Source organism: Haloarcula salina (assembly GCF_049603855.1).
Lineage (GTDB): Archaea > Halobacteriota > Halobacteria > Halobacteriales > Haloarculaceae > Haloarcula > Haloarcula salina_A.
Map to the genome: position 1 here is coordinate 2,429,319 of NZ_CP187146.1, position 17,078 is coordinate 2,446,396.

A 17,078-nucleotide genomic window follows, 5' to 3' on the forward strand; every position below is an offset into this window, starting at 1 on the left:
GAGAGCAATGCTCTCTCACACCTTAGTCGTAATTCTCCGAATTACGCCCGGAGACGCCATCAGAGCGAGGCTCTGATGAGCCTCCGAGAGTAATCGCTTGATTACTCTCGGAGACGCTCGTAGATCAGCTGGTCGAGGTCCTCGCGGAGTTCGTCGACCTGCACCTCTTCGAGGACGGGGACGAAGAAGCCCTCGACGAGCATGTTCTTCGCCGCCTCAGGGTTGACACCGCGGGAGGTCATGTAGAACATGTCCTCGGCGTCGACCTGTCCCACCGTCGCGGAGTGGGAGGCCTCGGTGTCGTGGTTGTTGATGATGAGCTTCGGGGACGCGTCGGCCTCGGACTCGTCGGAGAGCATCAGCGTGTTCTCACGCTGGTACGACGAGGTGTCCCAGGCCTCTCGGCCGACGTCCTGGACGCCCTCGTACACCGAGCGGGCCTCGTCGTCTAAGACGCCGCGGGTGACGAGGTCGGCGACGGTGTGTTCGGCCTCGTGCCAGACGCGGCTGGCGATGTCGAAGTGCTGGTCCTCGTGGCCGAAGAAGGCCCCGAGGATCTGCGACTCCGAGGAGTCGCCGAGCAGTCGCGTCTCGACGCTGGACTTGGTCAGTCGGGAGCCGATGTTACCCTCGATCCAGTTGATCGTGGCGTAGGTGTCGGCGTGCCCGCGCTTCGTGGAGAAGTTGTACGTCTCCTCCGAGAGGTTCTGGAGCGCGCCGTACTGGACGTAGGCGTTCTCGCCGGCGACGGCCTCGACGACGCCAGAGTAGTAGCGGTCGCCGTCGGTCTCTTCGCCGGTCTGCTGGCGTTCGAGAATCGTCACGGACGAGGACTCCTCGGCGACGACGAGCGTGTAGTTGAACAGCGACTGGCTGTTCATCGTCGTCCGGATCTTCACGTCCTCGGCGTCGACGCCCTCGGGGACGTAGACGACCGTCCCGGCCGAGAACAGGGCCGTCGACAGCGCCGTGAGGTAGTCCCGCTGGGTGTCGACGACGGACCCGAAGTGCTCTTTGACGAGGTCTTCGTGCTCGTCGAGCGCCTCGCTCCAAGAGAGGACCTCGACGCCCTCGGCGTCGACGCGGTCCTTGTCCTGGGCGTAGTCGAGCGGGTCGACGAGCGACTCGTAGTCGAGCGCGTCGAGGTTCGTCCACGTGCGACCCGGCGTCCGGATGACGTCGGGCATGTCGAGGTCGTCGAGCGCGGCGAGGGCCTCCTTGCGCGTCTCGAGCAGCCACTCGGGTTCGCCGAGATCCTCGGAAATCTGTTCGACCTGGCTCGCTGTGAGATTGGCGTGTACCTGCGTGCTCATTGTTATCCGAGCGACCCCTCCATCTCCAGTTCGATGAGGCGGTTCAGTTCGACCGCGTACTCGATGGGCAGTTCCTCCGTGATCGGCTCGATGAAGCCGGCGACGATCATCTGCTTCGCGTCGTCGTCGTCGAGGCCGCGGCTCTGGAGGTAGAACACGTCCTCGTCGCCGATCTTGCCGACGGTCGCCTCGTGGGCCACGTCGACCTTGGACTCCTGAATCTCCATGTACGGCATCGTGTCCGACGTGGACTCGTTGTCGAACATGAGCGCGTCACACTCGACGGAGGTCGAGGAGTCCTCGGCACCGTCGCTGATGTGGACGAGGCCACGGTAGTTCGTGCGGCCGCCGTCCTTGCTGATGGACTTTGACTCGATGGTGGACTTCGTGTCGGGCGCGTTGTGGTAGACCTTCGCGCCGGTGTCGATGTCCTGGCCCTCGCCCGCGAAGGCGATGGTGATGTGGTTGTCCGTCGCGCCGGGACCCTTGAGGATGGTCGCGGGGTACAGCATCGTGGCCTTCGAGCCCATCGACCCGGAAACCCACTCCATCGTGCCGTCGGCCTCGACGATGGCGCGCTTGGTGTTGAGGTTGTAGGTGTTCTTCGACCAGTTCTGGACCGTGGAGTACTGGACGTGCGCGTTCTCGCCGACGAACACTTCGACGCCGCCGGAGTGGAGATTGAACGCCGAGTACTTCGGGGCGGAACAGCCCTCGATGTAGTGGACCTCGGAGTTGTCCTCGGCGATGATGAGCGTGTGCTCGAACTGGCCCATGCCCTCGCTGTTCATGCGGAAGTACGCCTGCACGGGCATCTCGACGGTCGTGTCCTCGGGGACGTAGACGAACGACCCGCCGGACCAGACCGCGCCGTGGAGTGCGGCGAACTTGTTGTCGCTCGGGGGGACGCACTTCGTCATGAAGTGCTCTTTGACGAGGTCTTCGTGGTCCTGGACGGCCTTGTCCATGTCACAGAAGATGACGCCCTTCTCCTCCCAGCGCTCCTGCATGTTCTGGTAGACGATCTCGGACTCGTACTGCGCGCCGACGCCGGAGAGGGCGTTCTTCTCGGCCTCGGGGATGCCCAGTTTGTCGAAGGTGTCCTGAATCTCCTCCGGGAGGTCCTCCCAGGAGTCAGCGCCGCCGCGTGTCTCGATGTCCGGGCGGATGTAGGGAACGATGTGGTCGATGTCGACCTCGGAGAGGTCGGGCGCGCCCGGCCAGCCCTCCGGCATGGGCATCTCCTGGAACTGCTCCAGTGCGCGCAGGCGTCGCTCGAGCATCCACTCGGGCTCGTCCTTGTCTTCGGAGATGACCCGGACGGTCTCCTCGGTGAGGCCCTTCTCGGTCTCGAAGGCGGCGTTTTCCTCCTTCTTGAACTCGAAGCGGGCTTCGGTGTCGGTTTCTTTGAGGTGGTCTTGATCTGAACTCATAGTTTGATGTTGTGTGTCTGGGTTGATGGGCGTTACGCGGCCTCGTAGGCTTCCTCGCGGACCCAGTCGTACCCCTCGTCTTCGAGCTTCTCGGCGAGTTCCGGACCGCCGCTCTGGGCGATCTGGCCGTCGAGCATCACGTGGACGTGGTCGGGCTCGACGTAGTCGAGGATGCGCTGGTAGTGAGTGATCTGGAGGATGCCCGCGCCCTGCTCGTCGCGGAGCGCGTTGATGCCGTTCGAGACGTCCTGCAGTCGGTCGATGTCCAGTCCGGAGTCGATTTCGTCGAGCACGGCGATCGACGGCTCGAGGATCGCGGCCTGGAGGACCTCGTTTTGCTTCTTCTCGCCGCCGGAGAAGCCGGCGTTGAGATACCGCGAGGCGAACTTCTCGTCCATGTCGAGTTGCTCCATCTTCTCCTGGAGGATCTCCTGGAACTCGGCGACGCCGATCTCGCCCTCTTCGACGTTGCCCTCCATCGGGGAGGTGTCGTAGCCGGCGGCGTCCTCGTTGGTGGCCTCGGCGTCGTCCTCGTCCTCGTCGTCCTCCTCGAACAGCTCCTCGCGCTCTTCGAGCTTGGCGTTGAGCGCGGTGCGCAGGAAGTTCACCATCGTGACGCCCTCGATCTCGGCCGGGTACTGGAAGCCGAGGAAGACGCCGAGAGCGGCCCGCTCGTTCGGTTCGAGGTCGAGCAGGTTCCAGGTGCGGAGGTCCTCGGGGATCTCCTCGTCGCCGAACTCGTCCTCGTCGAGGTGGATGAGCACTTCGCCGTCGGTTACCTCGTAAGCGGGGTGACCGGCGATGATCTTCGCCGTGGTCGACTTGCCCGAGCCGTTGGGACCCATCAGCGCGTGGATCTCGCCCGACTCGACTTCGAGGTCGACACCGCGAAGGATCGTCTCACCGTCCTCTTCTGCGACTTCAGCGTGGAGATTGTTGATTTCGAGTGTTGCCATAGGTATCTCTTAGGTCACCCGAAAGGAGGTACGTTTCACCCATGAAGCTTTCGCATTGACGTGAACTCCAGTTCAGTATATAGAAATAATATTTCTCCGAGAGAAAAACCGCCGCCCGCTCCGGGTTACATGAAACTGCCGAGCCCCGTCTGCTCCTGTCCGGACTTGACCTCCTCCCAGGAGATGTCCAGGGCTTCGAGGATGCGGGCGATGGGCCCTTTCAGCGTCTTGTCGAGCATCTTGTCCCAGTCGACCCCGAACTCCTCGGGAACCTGGTCCGCGTACTCGAAGCAGATCACGTCGGGGTCGCGACGGAACTCGCCGTACAGCGGGTCCCGCTGGGGGTCCAGCCCCTCCTCCGCTTCGATGCGCTGGAAGAAGTCAGAGTGGACCCGGTCGAGGTACAGCCGCTTGGGCTTGGACCCACTCTGGAAGTTGGTCCCGAGCAGCATGTTCGCGTACTTCGCGCCGCGCACCTGCGCGGTGTCGGTGTCGTAGTTGTCGAGTTTCTTTCCGATGCCGCCCGGGATGCCTACGTCGTCGTAGTCGACGTTCCCGTCCTGGAAGTCCTCGATGACGTCGCCGACGTACTGCTTGATCGACTCCGCGTCCTCGCCGTGGACGATGCGGTCGATGACCTCCTTCTGGACGCGCTTGGTGATGGGCGCGATGTCGGAGCGCTGGTACTCGAAGCCAGTGATGTCGATGTCGTCGACGTGCTTGCCCTCCTTCCAGACGATGTGGCCGGCGTAGCGCTTCTTCTTGCCCGCCTGGAAGAACCGTCGGTAGAGCTTCTCGAACTCGATCTGGAAACGATGGTCGTCGGCGTTGAGGCGCTCGCTGGCGAACTCGTCGTAGGACGCGTTGATGAGTTCCTCCAGTTCGAACCCCTTCTCGATGGTCGCCGCGAGGAGTTCGAGTTCGTCGTCGCTCATCTCCGGGTGTTTCTCGCGCATCTCGTCGGTGACAGTCACGTCGCCATCGACGTCCGCCGGACCGATGTCGCCCAACTGGAGCATGACCGAGTCCGTGTCGCCGTAGACCACCTCGTAGCCCTCGCTCGCGACGACCTCGTCGGTGTAGTCGATGACCTCCCGTCCGGTGGCGGTGACCGCCGCGCCCATCTCCTTGTCGTAGAGGCGAAAGCGGTCCCACCCCAGAACGCCGTAGAGCGAGTTCATGATCACCTTCACCGCTGCTTGCTGGCGGTCGAAGCGCTCGTACTCGGGGTTGTCCGGGTCGAAGCTGTTTCGCTGGGCCTTCTTCTCCTCGCGCTCGGTCAGCAGTTCGTCGACCATCTCCCGGATGACGCCGTCCGGTTCCTTCCGGAAGTGCGTGCCGTTGGGCGCGCGGTAGGTGTCGCCGTCGTAGGTATCTGGGTCGACCTTCGTCTCCGGACTGGCGTTGGTCGTCACCATGCACATCGGATAGAGCGACTTCAGGTCCAGCACGGTGACGTTCTCGCGGACGCCGGTGATGGGGTCGAACACCGCGCCGCCCTCGTAGTCCTCGCTCTCCTGTTGGCCCTTCGAGGGGAGCGCGAACTCGCCGTGGAGCTTGTGGAGGACGTACATGTCGACGGCGTCGCCGGGCGTCGTCGCGTCTTCGAGCTTGCAGCCGACGAAGGTGCGGACCTCGTCCCAGAAGTCGACGATGTCCTGCTCGCGGTCGAGTTCGACACAGAGTTCCACGTCCCGGAGGTTGTACTCGAGCAGGCGCTCGGGATCGTCCTCCCAGAGGTCGCCGATGTCGCCGGTGTAGCGCTCCTTGCCGACGCCGAGTTCCTGCTCGCCGACGGCGTCGAGTCGATAGGATTCGAGTTCGCTGAACTGCGTGCGCTTGTAGGCGTAGAGGAGGTCGAAGACGACCCGGCCCTTGATGTCCGGGCCGCCCCAGCCCGACCGCCAGACCTCGTCGACGCGCGAGAGGCGGTCGACGGACAGGTCGTAGTCGTGGTCGAAGCTCTGGAGTTCCTCCAGTCGGTCGAGGAAGTACGGCGCGTCGAAGTCGTCGAAGTTCCACCCGGTGAGCACGTCCGGGTCGGTCTCGACGATGTAGTCGACGAACGCCTCCAGCATCGCTTCCTCTTCCTCGAAGACGCGCACGTCGGCCTCGAAGTCGGCGTCCTCGCGGATGGCCTCGTACTGCGAGAGCGCCGCCGGGCCGTCGATGCCGTCCGGGGACTCGTACAGCCAGACGACGTACTCGTCACGGTAGGAGTCGTGGGAGGTGAGACAGATGATCGTCTCCTCGCCGTCCTCCGGGAAGCCGTGGCGGTCGTCGACCTCGATGTCGAAGGTGTTCACCCGCAGATCGGCGGTGACCTCGGTCGGCGTGACCTCCTCGTGGTGGACCTTCAGGCTCCCGTCGTCGAGTTCCCGAGCGGGCACGCGCACGCCGCTGGTGATGTCCTTGTCGATGAGCAGGCGATTCGGAAAGAGGATGTCCGCTTCGTAGTGGTCGAAGTCGTCACGCATCTGGCCCACGTCGCGGGGCGTCTGGCCGAAGACCTTGGTCAGGCGCTCGCCGCGGATCGATTCGTAGGGCTCGCCGTCCGCGTCGGCCTCCTCCCAGTCGGTGATTCGGTCGTACTGGCGGAGGCGGTCGTCGGAGACGCTGTCCGTCGGCGCGTAGAAGTACGGCTGGAACTCGAAGACGCGCGCGTGGACCGGGTCGTTGTCCTCGGTGCGGCCGAACACGTGGACGACTGGGAACTCGTCGTCGCCCTGGCCCTCGATGGTGTAGTCGACCTGCGTGACGACGAACTCGACGGTCTCCTCGACCGGTGGAAACTGTCGCTCGTCGAGGTCGACGACGCTCGTGCCGTCGTTGCCGTTGCCAGCGACGGCCGCCGCCTCGTCGGCGACAGGTCGGTCGTCCGTGTCCGTGTCTGCGTCCTGCCCGAAATCCCCCAGCGTTCCCTGGGTCCCGTCGCTCATTCTTGGGGTTGCTTCGAGATGCCCGATAAAAACACCGACGGTCGACGTGGTCTTGCCACAGGCAGAAAGTATATGCCACGCAATACCATACCACCTGGTGACGACCCAATGTCGCACCACGCATCCCCCCACGGCGAGGCGGATCGGTCCGAAGAACTGCGGTCGGAACCCGCGCTTCCGGACGCCATCCGGACGACCGAGACTTACGAGACCGAGGAGGGGACAGTATTCTACGACGCGGAGAATCCACTGGCGTGGCTGCAGACGGACACGGCGGTCACCCTCCAGGAGATCGCCTGACAACTAAGCACTTTTACCGTCCGACCGTCGTAGCTAGCCCGTGATAGACGGCCCCGGCGAGGACGACGAGGGCGGAAGCGTCCTCTCCGAGAAGAGCGAGTTCGAACCGGAGGAGTTCGACCCGGACAGCCTCGGCCCAAACGTACCGACGCCGTCGTCCGAGGACTACCAGAGCGACGCCGCCGGCCTGTTCGTCAGGCTGGTCGTCGTCTTCAACGTCGCCCTCCTCGCGCTCTCGATCGGCCCGATGCTGGCGTACTTCGAGGGCCAGGTCGACCTCGGGCTGCGAATCTTCCTCGCCGGCGTCATCCTGTTCGCGTACGGGACCTACCGGTACGTCCGCTTCGAGCGCGAGCGCACGGCCAGAGACGACGGGGCGGACGGTGAGGCCGAAGACGGACCGGACGGCGAGACCGACGACGCCAGTGAGAGCGACGCGGACCCGAACGACCGCAACGGCTAACCGAATCGGTCGGATAGGACCGGTCATGCGTACCGTCCGCGACGAGTCGGGCCAACGCTATCTGCTCGTCAAGGAGTCCGCCGAATCGAGTCTCGTCCGCGACCCCGAGACGGGCGCGGAGCGCCACGTCCCGAACGCCGACCTCGAATCGGTCGACGGGGCGTCGCCACTCTCGACTGCGGCGACGGCCGTTCCGGACGCGGTCCGAACCGTCGTCACCGCGGCCCACGACGACCGGTCACTCGGCCTGCTGGTCGAACTCGACGACAGGGGCCCGCTGTCGGTCCAGGAACTCCTCGACGCCTACGACCTCTGCGAGAGCGACCTCCACGGACTGCTCGGCGAGTTCCGCGCCGCAGGCCTGCTGACGGAAGCGACGGTACACGGCCGGCGGGGCTACGACGCGACCGAGACGGCGAGCGAGGCGCTGGCCGTCCTCCGAACGTAGGGTCCGACCCCGCCAGCCGAGGACACGGGACGCTCAGGCCAGTTCCGCGACGGTCGTCTCGACGCGCTCGACCCGCGAGCGGTTGGTGGTCGCGTCCTTCTCGACGCGCACGAGGTCGTCTGCAGCCCCGACGAGTTCCTCGTCGTGACTGACCACGAGAATCTGCTCGACGCCGACCTCGTCGCGCATGTATTCGATCACGTCGAGCAGTTGCGTGACGTGGCCCGAGTCGAGGAACACCGTCGGCTCGTCGAGGATGAGCGGCGGCATCGGGGCCGCGCCCTCGATGCCCTCCGCGAGCAGGCGGTAGATGGCACACCGGAGACTGAGGTTGAACAGCGCCCGCTCGCCGCCGGAGAGCTGTTCTGGCTCCAGGGGCTCGCCGTCCTTCTGGTACACCGTCAGCCGGTACTCGCCGTCGAGTTCGATGTGGGAGTACGAGTCGTTCTGGTACACCAGATCGAACGTCTCGTTGAGCATCCGTTCGAGCGTCTCGACGTTGCGCTGGCGCAGCTCCGCCCGGAGCGAGCCGTACATCTCCTGGAGCTGTTCGGTCTCCTCGTACAGCGTGTCGAGCCGATCCAGCGTCGTCGCCAGGTCCTCGCGGCGCTCGCGGAGCCTCTCCAGCTCCTCGATCTCGTTCGTGACGGCCCCGATGGCGTTCTGGAGCTCGTCGCGTTTCTCGCGCTTCGTCGCGAGCGCGTCGGTGGCCTGCTCGATGTACTGCTCGGCGCGTTGCTTCTCGCCGCGGGCCTCCTCGATGCGGTCCTCGTCGAAGGACTCCGAGAGCTCCTGCTTGCGCTCGCGCTTCTCCGTGAGGCGCTCGCGGCGCTGGTCGTTCAGTTCGGCCTGCTGGCTGCGCTTCTCGCGTAAGCGTTCGACCTCGGCCTCGCAGTCGTCGATGTCGTCAAGCAGCTCCTCGATTCGTTCCAGGTGCTGGATCGCCTGTTTGACGCGCTGGCGCTCCTGGTTGCACTCGGCGACGACCGACCGGCACTCGTCGGCTCGCTCTCGCGCCTCGGCGGCGTTCTCGCGTTTCGTCGCCGCCTCGTCCGCGTGCTCCGCCGCCTCCTCGCGGAGCCGCTCGACACGCGCCTCGTCGTCGGCCAGCCCGGCCACCTTCTCCTCGACGAGCTGGGCGACGTTCGAGCGATTGTTCTCCAGCGTGTCCAGTTCGTCCGCCGCGTCGGCGAGGTCACGGGCACGCTCGTGTTTCGCTTCCAGCTCTTCGACTCGCTCGCGGGCCTCCGCGAGAGTCGACTCGATCTCCGCGACGCGCTCGCGGTCGTCCTCGATGGAGTCGACGTGGGGCGACTCGCTCACGTCCTGACCGCACTCGGGGCACTTGCCGGCGTCGAGGAGGTCCTGGGCCTCCGCGAGGGACTCGCGGGCATTTTTCAGCTTCGTCTCCAGTTCGGTGACCCGCTGGCGGGCGTCGTCGAGGTCGTCGGCGACCGACTGCTCGTACTCGGCGACGCTATCGCGGTCCGCGGGCGCATCCGCGAACCGCGATTCGAGCGCGTCGATCTGCTCGTCGATGTCGCCGAGTTGCTCTCGGCGGGTGGCGATGGTCTCGCGCGCGCTCTCCAGATCCGCTTCCAGATCGCTCGCCTCCTCGCGCTTGCGCTCGGCCCGCGATTCGAGGTCTGCGGCGTTCTCCGCGAGCGCCTCGGCCGTGCTGCTGTGCTCCTTGGCGTCGACGCGCTGGTCCTCGATGCGGGACTGCAGTTCCTCGTCGCGAGACTGCAGTTCGTCGAGGCGACGCTCGACCGCGTCCGGGTCAGCGCTATCGAGCTCGGTCTCGGCGACCGTCTCGTCGAGGGTAGCCGCCAGCGACTCGCGTCGGTCGTTCAGGTCGCCGAGCCGCTCCGTGAGGCGCTTTCGCTCCGTTTCCGTCTCGGTGATCGTCTCCTGGAGGTCCTGGATGTCGGATTCCAGTTCGGACAGTTCCTCGCGCTTTTGCTCGTACTCGTCGAGGACCGACTCGGCCTGCGAGAGCGTCTCCTCGGCGGTGGCCTTCTGGTCCTCGATGTGGTCGATCTCCGACTGGAGTTCCTTCTCCTTCGTCTCCAGCCCGTTCAGTCGCTCGTGGAGGTCCTTTGCTTCCTTCTCGTCGATCTGCTCGTCGAGCTGCGAGAGCGCGCCCTGCTTGTCGTCACGCACGCGACCCACGCCGACGCGGGCGTCGCTGGCGCGCTCGCGGTAGGCCTCCAGCTTGCCCAGCTGGAGGAGGTCGTCGAGCATGTCCTGTCGGTCGCCCGGCGAGGCGTTGATGAGCTTGTTCACCTCGCCCTGGCGGACGTAGGCGCAGTTGACGAACGCCTCGCTGTCCATCCGAAGGAGCTCCGTGACGCGTCGGCGCACGTCGCGGGCCCCCTCGTAGCTCCCGTCGGGGGTCTCCAGCAGGCACTTCGCCGTCTGGGCCCGCTCGCCGGTCGCGCGAATCCGTCGGGTGATGTGGTAGTCGCCGCCGGCGTGGGAGAACCAGAGTTCGACGGTGCAGTCGTCGGCCCCGATGGTGACCACGTCGTCGAGGGTCTCGTCGAGCGCCTTCGAGCCGTACAGCGCGAAGAAGCAGGCTTCGAGCAGCGATGACTTCCCGCTGCCGTTGAGACCGTGGATGACGGTCACGCCGCCGTCGAGTCGCAGGTCGGCGTCGTCGTAGCACTTGAAATGCTCCAGTCTGACGCGTTCGAACCTCATCGGTGTCCCTCCATCACAGGTACTCCTCGACGCTGGCCTGGTCGTCGGGCTGTGTCTCCCCGTCCTCGCCGTCGGCCGCCGACCCGCGAGGCGTGTCGGTCGCGACAGCCGAGTCGTCCGTGTCGCCAGTGTCTGCGGGCGGGTGGGCGGACTCGTCCGTGTCTGCGGGCGAGTCGTCACTCGCGGTCGCCTCGTCGCTCTCGTCGCCGGCCGATTCCGCGGCGGTCTCGAACGCTTCCGCCCCTTCGTCGACGAGTTCGCGCACGCGCCGCTCGACCTCGTCTTTGACGTTCGCGTCGGCCACTTTCGAAGCCCGTATCGTCTCGTCGATGTCGCGCGCCGCCTCGCTCAGCCCGAGGTCGCGGACCCGCTCGGTGACGGCGTCGTCGGGGTCGGCGAAGCTGACCTCCGTCTCGCCCTCCTCGACGGCGATTTCACGGTGGTCGGTGACGCGGGCCACGAGCGCACCGCGCTCCAGCGCGAAGGACTCGACGCTCGCAGGGGTGACCGGCTCGCCGTCGCCGTCGATGGAGACGACGACCACGGCGTCGTCTAAGTCGTGCTGGCCGACGCGGCTTCGAACGCGCTCGACGCCCTCCTCGGGCCCGAGTTCCACGTCGACGAAGACGAACTCGCGGGTGTCGAGGCCGCGGCGGGTGATGCGGACCTCGTCGTCGAAGGTGACGATGTTGTAGCCCCGGTCCTCGCGCTCGCTGGCGCTCGCGCGTTCGGTCGACCCGCAGTAGGTGATCCACGCGTCCTCGACGCGCTGTTTCCCGGGGTCGTGGTTGTCGCCGAGGAGCATCGCGTCGAAGTCCACCGACGCCTCCGTCAGGATTTCCGCGGCGTCCCAGTCGCCGTAGTCGAAGGGCTGGAACAGGCCGTGAGTGACGAGCGCCGCGGCGTCGGCGTCGTGGGGCGCGAAGTCGTAGTCGAGGTCGTCGCGCTGGGATCGGGGAACGAAATCGAGGCCGTAGAAGGCGGTGTCGCCGACCACGACCGGATCGCCCCCGAGGCGCGTCGCCAGCCCGAGCGACTCGTAGAGGTCGAGCCACTGCGCGTCGCGCTTGGCCTCGTGGTTGCCCACGACAGCGAGAAACGGGATGCCGGCGTCGGAGAGCGTTTCGAGCACGTCGAGCGTGCCCATGATGTCCGTCAGCGTCGGCCTGCGGTCGTGAAAGAGGTCGCCGGCGTGGACGACGGCGTCGACGTCGTCTTCGACGGCATCGGCGACCACCTGCCGGAAGGCATCCAGGAAGTCCTGCCGGCGGTCGGGCACGTTGTACTGCTGGTACCCGACGTGGGTGTCGCCGGTGTGTATCACCCGTGTCATTTGCCCGTTCGTATGCCAGCCCCGCCTAAAGGGGTATCGTAACCGCAGTGAAAGTGGTCGACTGCGGCGCGACGCGGCGGGAGCCGTCGGCTGCGGACCGACCCACTCATTCGCCGTCGCCGTCCCGTGCGGCGTGGCGGTATCGCCGAAAGGCGCGGAGCGCCGCTCGACCGTCGGCGGCAAGCGCACTCACCTCTCGCTCCGCCTGCCGAACGGCCGCATCGAGCGTGTCGACGCCGACTTCCTCGGCGAACGCCGCGGCCGCGTCGAGGTCCGCCGTCACCGCGCTGGCCCGTTCGATGACCGCTCGGTAGTCGTCACCGCACACGCCGGACGGCAGTCGTTCCGACCCGTCTTCGTGGCGCTGCGTTCTCGCCAGCCCGTTCCCTCCGAACTCGTCGGCGCTGTCGGCCTCGCCACTCGCCAGCGCCGCGAGCGCCGCCTTCACCGCGTCGCCGTCGACCATACTCCCGCTGGCTGCGGACTCACTGATAAACACTCGCCAGCGCTCACCCGAGCGTTCAAATACCAGCACGGGACCAGCCCCGGCCATGACAGACGTCGAGACGCTGGCCGAGCGCCTCCGTGCGGTCGAGCGCGCAGTCACCGATGGCGAGACAGCGTTCCCCGAGGTCACCGACCTCGGCGAGTACGAGGAGCGGGCGGACGCCCTCGAAGACCAGGTCGACGATCTGGCGGACCGGACAGCCGACCTGGAAGCCGCCACGCAGGCGCTGCGCGGATACGTCGGGAACGTCCGAGCGGTCAACGAAGACGTGGAATCCCGTGCCAACGCGGCGCTCGCGGCGGTCGACCGCCTCGAAGCGCGACTGGACGAGTCGGCGCACTCCGAGCGACCCGCGGACGACGCACAGTCGTGGGACCGGAATACCACTACCGAGCGAACGGGCGAAACAGCCCACGAGGCGACTGAATCGAATCCCGGTTGCAGTCGCCAGCCCGCCGGCGTCGGTGTCAACACCGACTTTGCGGCGATCACCGACGGCGGTGACAGCGAGGGAGACGACGAACCGAGTCCGGGGGTCCTGGAACGGATCCGCGAGCGACTGTGATACTGCGCGTCGTCCTCTCGGTGGCAGTGTTGACGGGGCTCATCGCCACGACTGCGCCCGCGCTGTCGGCCGCCAGGGCTGACGCGGCGACTGGTACGATGGAGCGGCAACTGGACGAACTCGCGACCCGGCTGAACGCGCTCGCCGTCGCCGACGACCCGACACCGTCGGGCGACGCGCGACGCGTGGCCGTGGTGCGGGTGCCCGGACGAAGCTACACGAGCGCCGGCGTCGACTGGCTCCGCTTTCACGGCCGGGCCGGCGACGGCGTCGCGACCTGGCGGGTCGAAAACAGGACCGTCTCCCGGCGAGTCGCACCGGTTCCGATCCGGCCATCACGGGGCGCACGCCGGTTCCGTGAGCCGGGAAGCCATCGACTCGTCTTCGCGCTGACTCGCACAGATGGGCGGCGAGTCCTGACGGTCGCTCGACTGGGAACGCAGTCCGAGGGGGGACAGAGCCGTGCGTAAGTGGCTCAGCGGCGACACGGCGGAGGAGGGGTGTCGGTGCACCCTCACCTTCGAGGGCAATTCCCTCGCTGTGGCCGCGGACGACTGCCCCGGCAAGGGTAATCTCTCCGAATCCGCCGACTGTCGAGCGACGGCGATCGGCGCGCTCGACGGTGGAAGCGTCGACGCCGTGACGACGACCTGCGGCGGGCGAACGCGGGCGTACGTCGACCGGGCGGCCGCGGTGCTCGTCGCCGCCGGTCAGTTCGCCGTCCGCGCGGCGGCCGTCGAGGAACGAATCGCCACGCGGGCCCGACGAGATCCCGTCGCGGCTGCCAAGGAGGCGTCGGGGCGCGCGGGGCCGATCGCAGACCTCGCGGCGGAGACTGGCCTCGCGGTCGCCACGGAGGGGTTCGACAGCAGCGCGGCGGCGCTGACGGCGTACAGCGGACCGACGATCAGCGACGCCCGCGTCGCGGCGTCGGCTCCGCCGGCGTCGTCGCTCCGAGACAGGCGTCCCCTCTCGACTGACGCCGTCGTTCGCCGGTACGACACGCCGTCCGACCGTTTGCCGGTGTACCACGTCGAACCACGAGAGCAGCGGTTCGACGCGGCAACGATGGAGGCACTGTCGACGGTGTACGAGCGCCTCGCGAGCGCAGCGGTCGACGGGGGCTGTGACCCGTATTCGGCGGCCGGGGACGAGATCGACGACGGGACGACCGCGGCCGCGGTCGGATCGGTCGTCGAAAAGCACACTACCGGCCTCGGAATTCTCGACGATATCTTCGCCGACGAACGCGTCTCGGACGTGTTCGCGACGGCCCCCGTGAGCGACACGGAGCTTCGGGTCCGCGTCGACGGCGAGACGATGCGGACGAACGTCAGGCTCACCGAGTCCGGGGCCAGCGCCCTCGCGTCGACGTTCCGGCGCACGAGCGGCCGCGCGTTCTCGCGATCGAATCCGACACTGGACGCGACGGCGACGGTCGCGGGCAGGCAAATTCGGGTCGCGGGCGTGGCCGAGCCGGTCAGCGACGGCCTGGCGTTCGCGTTCCGCGCCCACGACGCGAACGCGTGGCGACTGGCCGACTTCGTCGCCGGCGGGACCATGCCTGCCGAGGTGGCGGGACTGCTCTCGGTCGTTGCCGAGCGTGGCGGGGCCTGTCTCGTCGCGGGTCCCCGCGGAGCCGGCAAGACGACGACGCTCGGGGCACTGCTCTGGGAGCTTCCACGCGAGGTCAGGACCGTCCTCATCGAGGACACACCGGAGCTGCCGGTGTCGGCGCTGCAGGCCGACGGACGGGACGTACAGCCGCTACGTACGGCCAGGAACGACGGTCCGTCCATCACTGCGACAGAGGCGCTTCGGACCGCGCTCCGTCTCGGCGAGGGCGCGCTCGTCGTCGGCGAGGTCCGCGGTGAAGAGGCCAGCGTGCTCTACGAGGCGATGCGCGTCGGCGGCGGCGACGGGGCCGTCCTCGGCACGATCCACGGTGACGGTCCCGACGCGATCCGCGAGCGACTGGTGTCGGATCTCGGCGTCCCCGTCCGGTCGTTCGCCGCGACGGACCTCGTGGTCACGCTCGCGCCACCGACGGCAGGGCACGGCCGCGGCGTCGCGTCGGTTTCGGAAGTCGTCGCCCGTGGCGACGGCGTCGCCTTCGAATCCCTCTACGAGCGCGACGGGCCGACGGCGACCGCCACCGGCCGTCTCGAACGAGGCAACAGCCGCCTGGTCGAGTCGCTGTCCGCGCCCGGAGAACGCTACGCCGACGTGCTCACGGCTATCGAGCGACGGACGGCATCGTTCGCTTCCTCGGCCGGTGACGCGAGCGGCGGGGACAAGACGGTGGTCGACGCGACCGATTCGGGACCGACCGGGAGCGGAGGATGAACGAAGCGAGCGGAGCGAGCGACCCGTCCCAGTCGAGCGAGCGCACAGTTCGCTCGCTGCTCGCCACGATCGTGACGACAGTCGCCGCGGCCGCCCCCGACACCGTCTCGGTTCCCGACGGCTACCGCCGGGCGTGTCGCTCGCTGTCACTCTCGCCGTCGGCAGAGGCGATACTGACGGCCGGGTACGGAGCCGCGGGCTGTGCCGTCGCCCCCTCGTTTCTCGCGGTCGCCGTCGGCGGCCCGCTGGGAACGGTCGTCTCGCTGCCCCTCTTGACTGGTGCGCTCGGGGTCGCTGCGCTCGCCCGCTACGGCGTTCCGTTCGCGGCCGACGCGAAGCGCGTCCGGACGCTCGGAGCGGCCCCGTCGCTCGTCTCCGCGCTGGTATTGGGCGCGACGCTGTGGCCGAGCGCGGAGCGGGCGACCGCGTTCGCCACACGGGCGAGCGACACACCGCTCGCAGCCCGACTCTATACCCACCGGCGGCGTGCGGCCGGGACACCCCGGAGCGGCCTAAACTCGTTCGCGGCCGCGTGGGGCGACGCATTTCCAGCACTCGAACGCGCTGTCGGTCTCGTCGAGCGCGCGACGGCGGCCCCGGCGAGCGACCGACCGACGATCCTCGACAGCGCCCGGCGGCAGATCCTCGACGGGACACGCGACGAGATGGCGGCGTTCGCGGCCTCGCTCCGCGGGCCGGCAACCGGGCTGTACGCGTTCGGTGTCCTACTCCCACTGGCGATGGTGTCGCTGCTGCCGGCCGTGGCTGCGGCAGGCATCCCTGTCGGCGGACCGGTCCTCGCGGCTCTCTACGGCATCGCGTTGCCCGCAGCGCTGCTGGTCGCCTGCGCGTGGCTGCTCGGCCGGCGACCCGTCGCCTTCCCACCGACCGCGGTTCCACGGTCGCATCCGGACCTGCCGGACACCATCCACCCGACGATAATCGCCGGCGTCGCGGGCACGGTAGCCGGCGGCGCACTCGGGAACGCGCTCGTCGCGTCGTGGGCGACGCCCGTCGGCGCGCTCGGGACTGGGACTGGCGTCGTGCTCGTCGTCCACTATCGCCCCGCAAAGCGTGTCCGCGACCGCGTCGACGCTGTCGAGGCGGGGCTGCCAGACCTGCTCTCGTCAGTCGGTCGGCGACTGGACGGCGGACAGTCGGTCGAATCATCGCTGAACGAGGCCACTGCCGACGCATCGTCACCCACCAAGGAAATCATCGACGCCGCGGTCGCTCGACAGGCACAGCTAGGTACGAGCGTCGAAGGCGCGTTCCTGGGCCCCGGTGGCGCGCTCGCAACCCTCCCGAGCAGGCGCGCCCGGCGAGCGGCGACGCTGCTCGGAACTGCGGCGGCCGTCGGTCCACCCGCTGGTGAGGCGCTGACGGCGATGGGCGACCACCTCGACGAGCTACGAGCTGTCGAACGCGAGACGCGCCGCGACCTCGCGCGGATCACCGAGACCCTCTCGAACACGGCCGCGCTGTTCGGCCCGCTCGTCGGGGGCGCGACCGTCGCGCTCTCCGGGTCGATGAACGGAGGCAGCGGGCAGTTCACCGCCGTCCCGAGCGCGACGCTGGGCCTCGTCGTCGGCTGGTACGTCCTCGTGCTGGCCGTGCTCCTGACCGCGCTGTCGACCGGGCTCCATCGCGGGCTGGACCGAGCGCTCGTCGGCTACCGCGCCGGCCTCGCGCTCCTGTCCGCGACGGCGACCTTCCTCGCCGCCGTCGTCGCGACGGGCCTGCTGATCTGACCGGACGTTTAAATCAGAGT

14 protein-coding genes are annotated in these 17,078 nt (G+C 67.7%); 7 read left to right on the forward strand and 7 right to left on the reverse strand.

Going from position 1 to position 17,078, the window contains the following annotated elements; genetic code table 11:
- Window positions 1-101 precede the first annotated feature (101 nt).
- The 4 genes from sufD to ACOZ4I_RS12515 all read right to left on the reverse strand — a co-directional run bounded on the left by sufD (window position 102) and on the right by ACOZ4I_RS12515 (window position 6,641).
- Window positions 102-1,313 (reverse strand): Fe-S cluster assembly protein SufD, encoded by a 1,212-nt coding sequence (gene sufD, locus ACOZ4I_RS12500; RefSeq protein ID WP_424000008.1) that lies wholly within the window; start codon window positions 1,311-1,313, stop codon window positions 102-104.
- Window positions 1,314-1,315: 2 nt separating this feature from the next.
- Window positions 1,316-2,746, reverse strand: coding sequence for a Fe-S cluster assembly protein SufB (sufB, locus tag ACOZ4I_RS12505; protein WP_424000010.1), 1,431 nt, complete (start codon window positions 2,744-2,746; stop codon window positions 1,316-1,318).
- A gap of 32 nt (window positions 2,747-2,778) precedes the next feature.
- Window positions 2,779-3,702 carry an ABC transporter ATP-binding protein gene (locus tag ACOZ4I_RS12510; RefSeq protein WP_424000012.1) on the reverse strand — a complete coding sequence of 308 codons (924 nt, stop codon included), beginning with the start codon at window positions 3,700-3,702 and terminating at the stop codon, window positions 2,779-2,781.
- Window positions 3,703-3,827: 125 nt separating this feature from the next.
- Window positions 3,828-6,641: a DNA-directed DNA polymerase gene (locus ACOZ4I_RS12515; protein WP_424000014.1), complete on the reverse strand. Its 2,814-nt coding sequence runs from the start codon at window positions 6,639-6,641 to the stop codon at window positions 3,828-3,830.
- Window positions 6,642-6,749: 108 nt separating this feature from the next.
- Between ACOZ4I_RS12515 and ACOZ4I_RS12520 the strand changes: the two genes are divergently transcribed.
- Genes ACOZ4I_RS12520 through ACOZ4I_RS12530 form a run of 3 tightly spaced genes read left to right on the forward strand, consistent with a single transcriptional unit; the run spans window position 6,750 to window position 7,852 of the window.
- The gene (locus ACOZ4I_RS12520) at window positions 6,750-6,941 is read left to right on the forward strand and encodes a DUF7331 family protein (protein ID WP_162412691.1); all 192 of its coding nucleotides are present in this window, start codon (window positions 6,750-6,752) and stop codon (window positions 6,939-6,941) included.
- A 40-nt stretch (window positions 6,942-6,981) separates the two neighbouring features.
- The gene (locus tag ACOZ4I_RS12525; protein WP_424000016.1) at window positions 6,982-7,404 is read left to right on the forward strand and encodes a DUF7322 domain-containing protein; all 423 of its coding nucleotides are present in this window, start codon (window positions 6,982-6,984) and stop codon (window positions 7,402-7,404) included.
- Between the two features lie 25 nt (window positions 7,405-7,429).
- Window positions 7,430-7,852, forward strand: coding sequence for a DUF7346 family protein (locus tag ACOZ4I_RS12530; protein WP_424000018.1), 423 nt, complete (start codon window positions 7,430-7,432; stop codon window positions 7,850-7,852).
- Between the two features lie 33 nt (window positions 7,853-7,885).
- Here the strand turns inward: ACOZ4I_RS12530 and rad50 are convergent, their stop codons facing one another.
- From rad50 to ACOZ4I_RS12545, 3 genes are all read right to left on the reverse strand, one after another.
- Window positions 7,886-10,555: a DNA double-strand break repair ATPase Rad50 gene (gene rad50, locus ACOZ4I_RS12535; RefSeq protein ID WP_424000020.1), complete on the reverse strand. Its 2,670-nt coding sequence runs from the start codon at window positions 10,553-10,555 to the stop codon at window positions 7,886-7,888.
- Between the two features lie 13 nt (window positions 10,556-10,568).
- A complete protein-coding gene (gene mre11, locus ACOZ4I_RS12540; RefSeq protein ID WP_424000022.1) occupies window positions 10,569-11,888 on the reverse strand; it encodes a DNA double-strand break repair protein Mre11 in 1,320 nt (439 codons plus the stop codon).
- A gap of 106 nt (window positions 11,889-11,994) precedes the next feature.
- Entirely contained in the window at window positions 11,995-12,354 is a 360-nt protein-coding gene (locus tag ACOZ4I_RS12545; RefSeq protein ID WP_424000024.1) for a hypothetical protein, read from the reverse strand.
- 85 nt (window positions 12,355-12,439) lie between these two features.
- On the opposite strand from ACOZ4I_RS12545, the gene ACOZ4I_RS12550 reads away from it, so the two are divergent.
- From ACOZ4I_RS12550 to ACOZ4I_RS12565, 4 genes are read left to right on the forward strand one after another with little or no spacing between them, the layout of a single operon-like run.
- Window positions 12,440-12,961, forward strand: coding sequence for a DUF7310 family coiled-coil domain-containing protein (locus ACOZ4I_RS12550; protein WP_424000026.1), 522 nt, complete (start codon window positions 12,440-12,442; stop codon window positions 12,959-12,961).
- A complete protein-coding gene (locus ACOZ4I_RS12555) occupies window positions 12,958-13,431 on the forward strand; it encodes a DUF7311 family protein (RefSeq protein ID WP_424000028.1) in 474 nt (157 codons plus the stop codon). Before ACOZ4I_RS12550 ends, ACOZ4I_RS12555 begins: the two co-directional genes overlap by 4 nt.
- Window positions 13,424-15,307: an ATPase, T2SS/T4P/T4SS family gene (locus ACOZ4I_RS12560; RefSeq protein ID WP_424000030.1), complete on the forward strand. Its 1,884-nt coding sequence runs from the start codon at window positions 13,424-13,426 to the stop codon at window positions 15,305-15,307. Before ACOZ4I_RS12555 ends, ACOZ4I_RS12560 begins: the two co-directional genes overlap by 8 nt.
- Window positions 15,304-17,058, forward strand: a complete 1,755-nt coding sequence (locus ACOZ4I_RS12565) for a type II secretion system F family protein (protein ID WP_424000032.1) — start codon at window positions 15,304-15,306, stop codon at window positions 17,056-17,058. Before ACOZ4I_RS12560 ends, ACOZ4I_RS12565 begins: the two co-directional genes overlap by 4 nt.
- Window positions 17,059-17,078 lie beyond the last annotated feature (20 nt).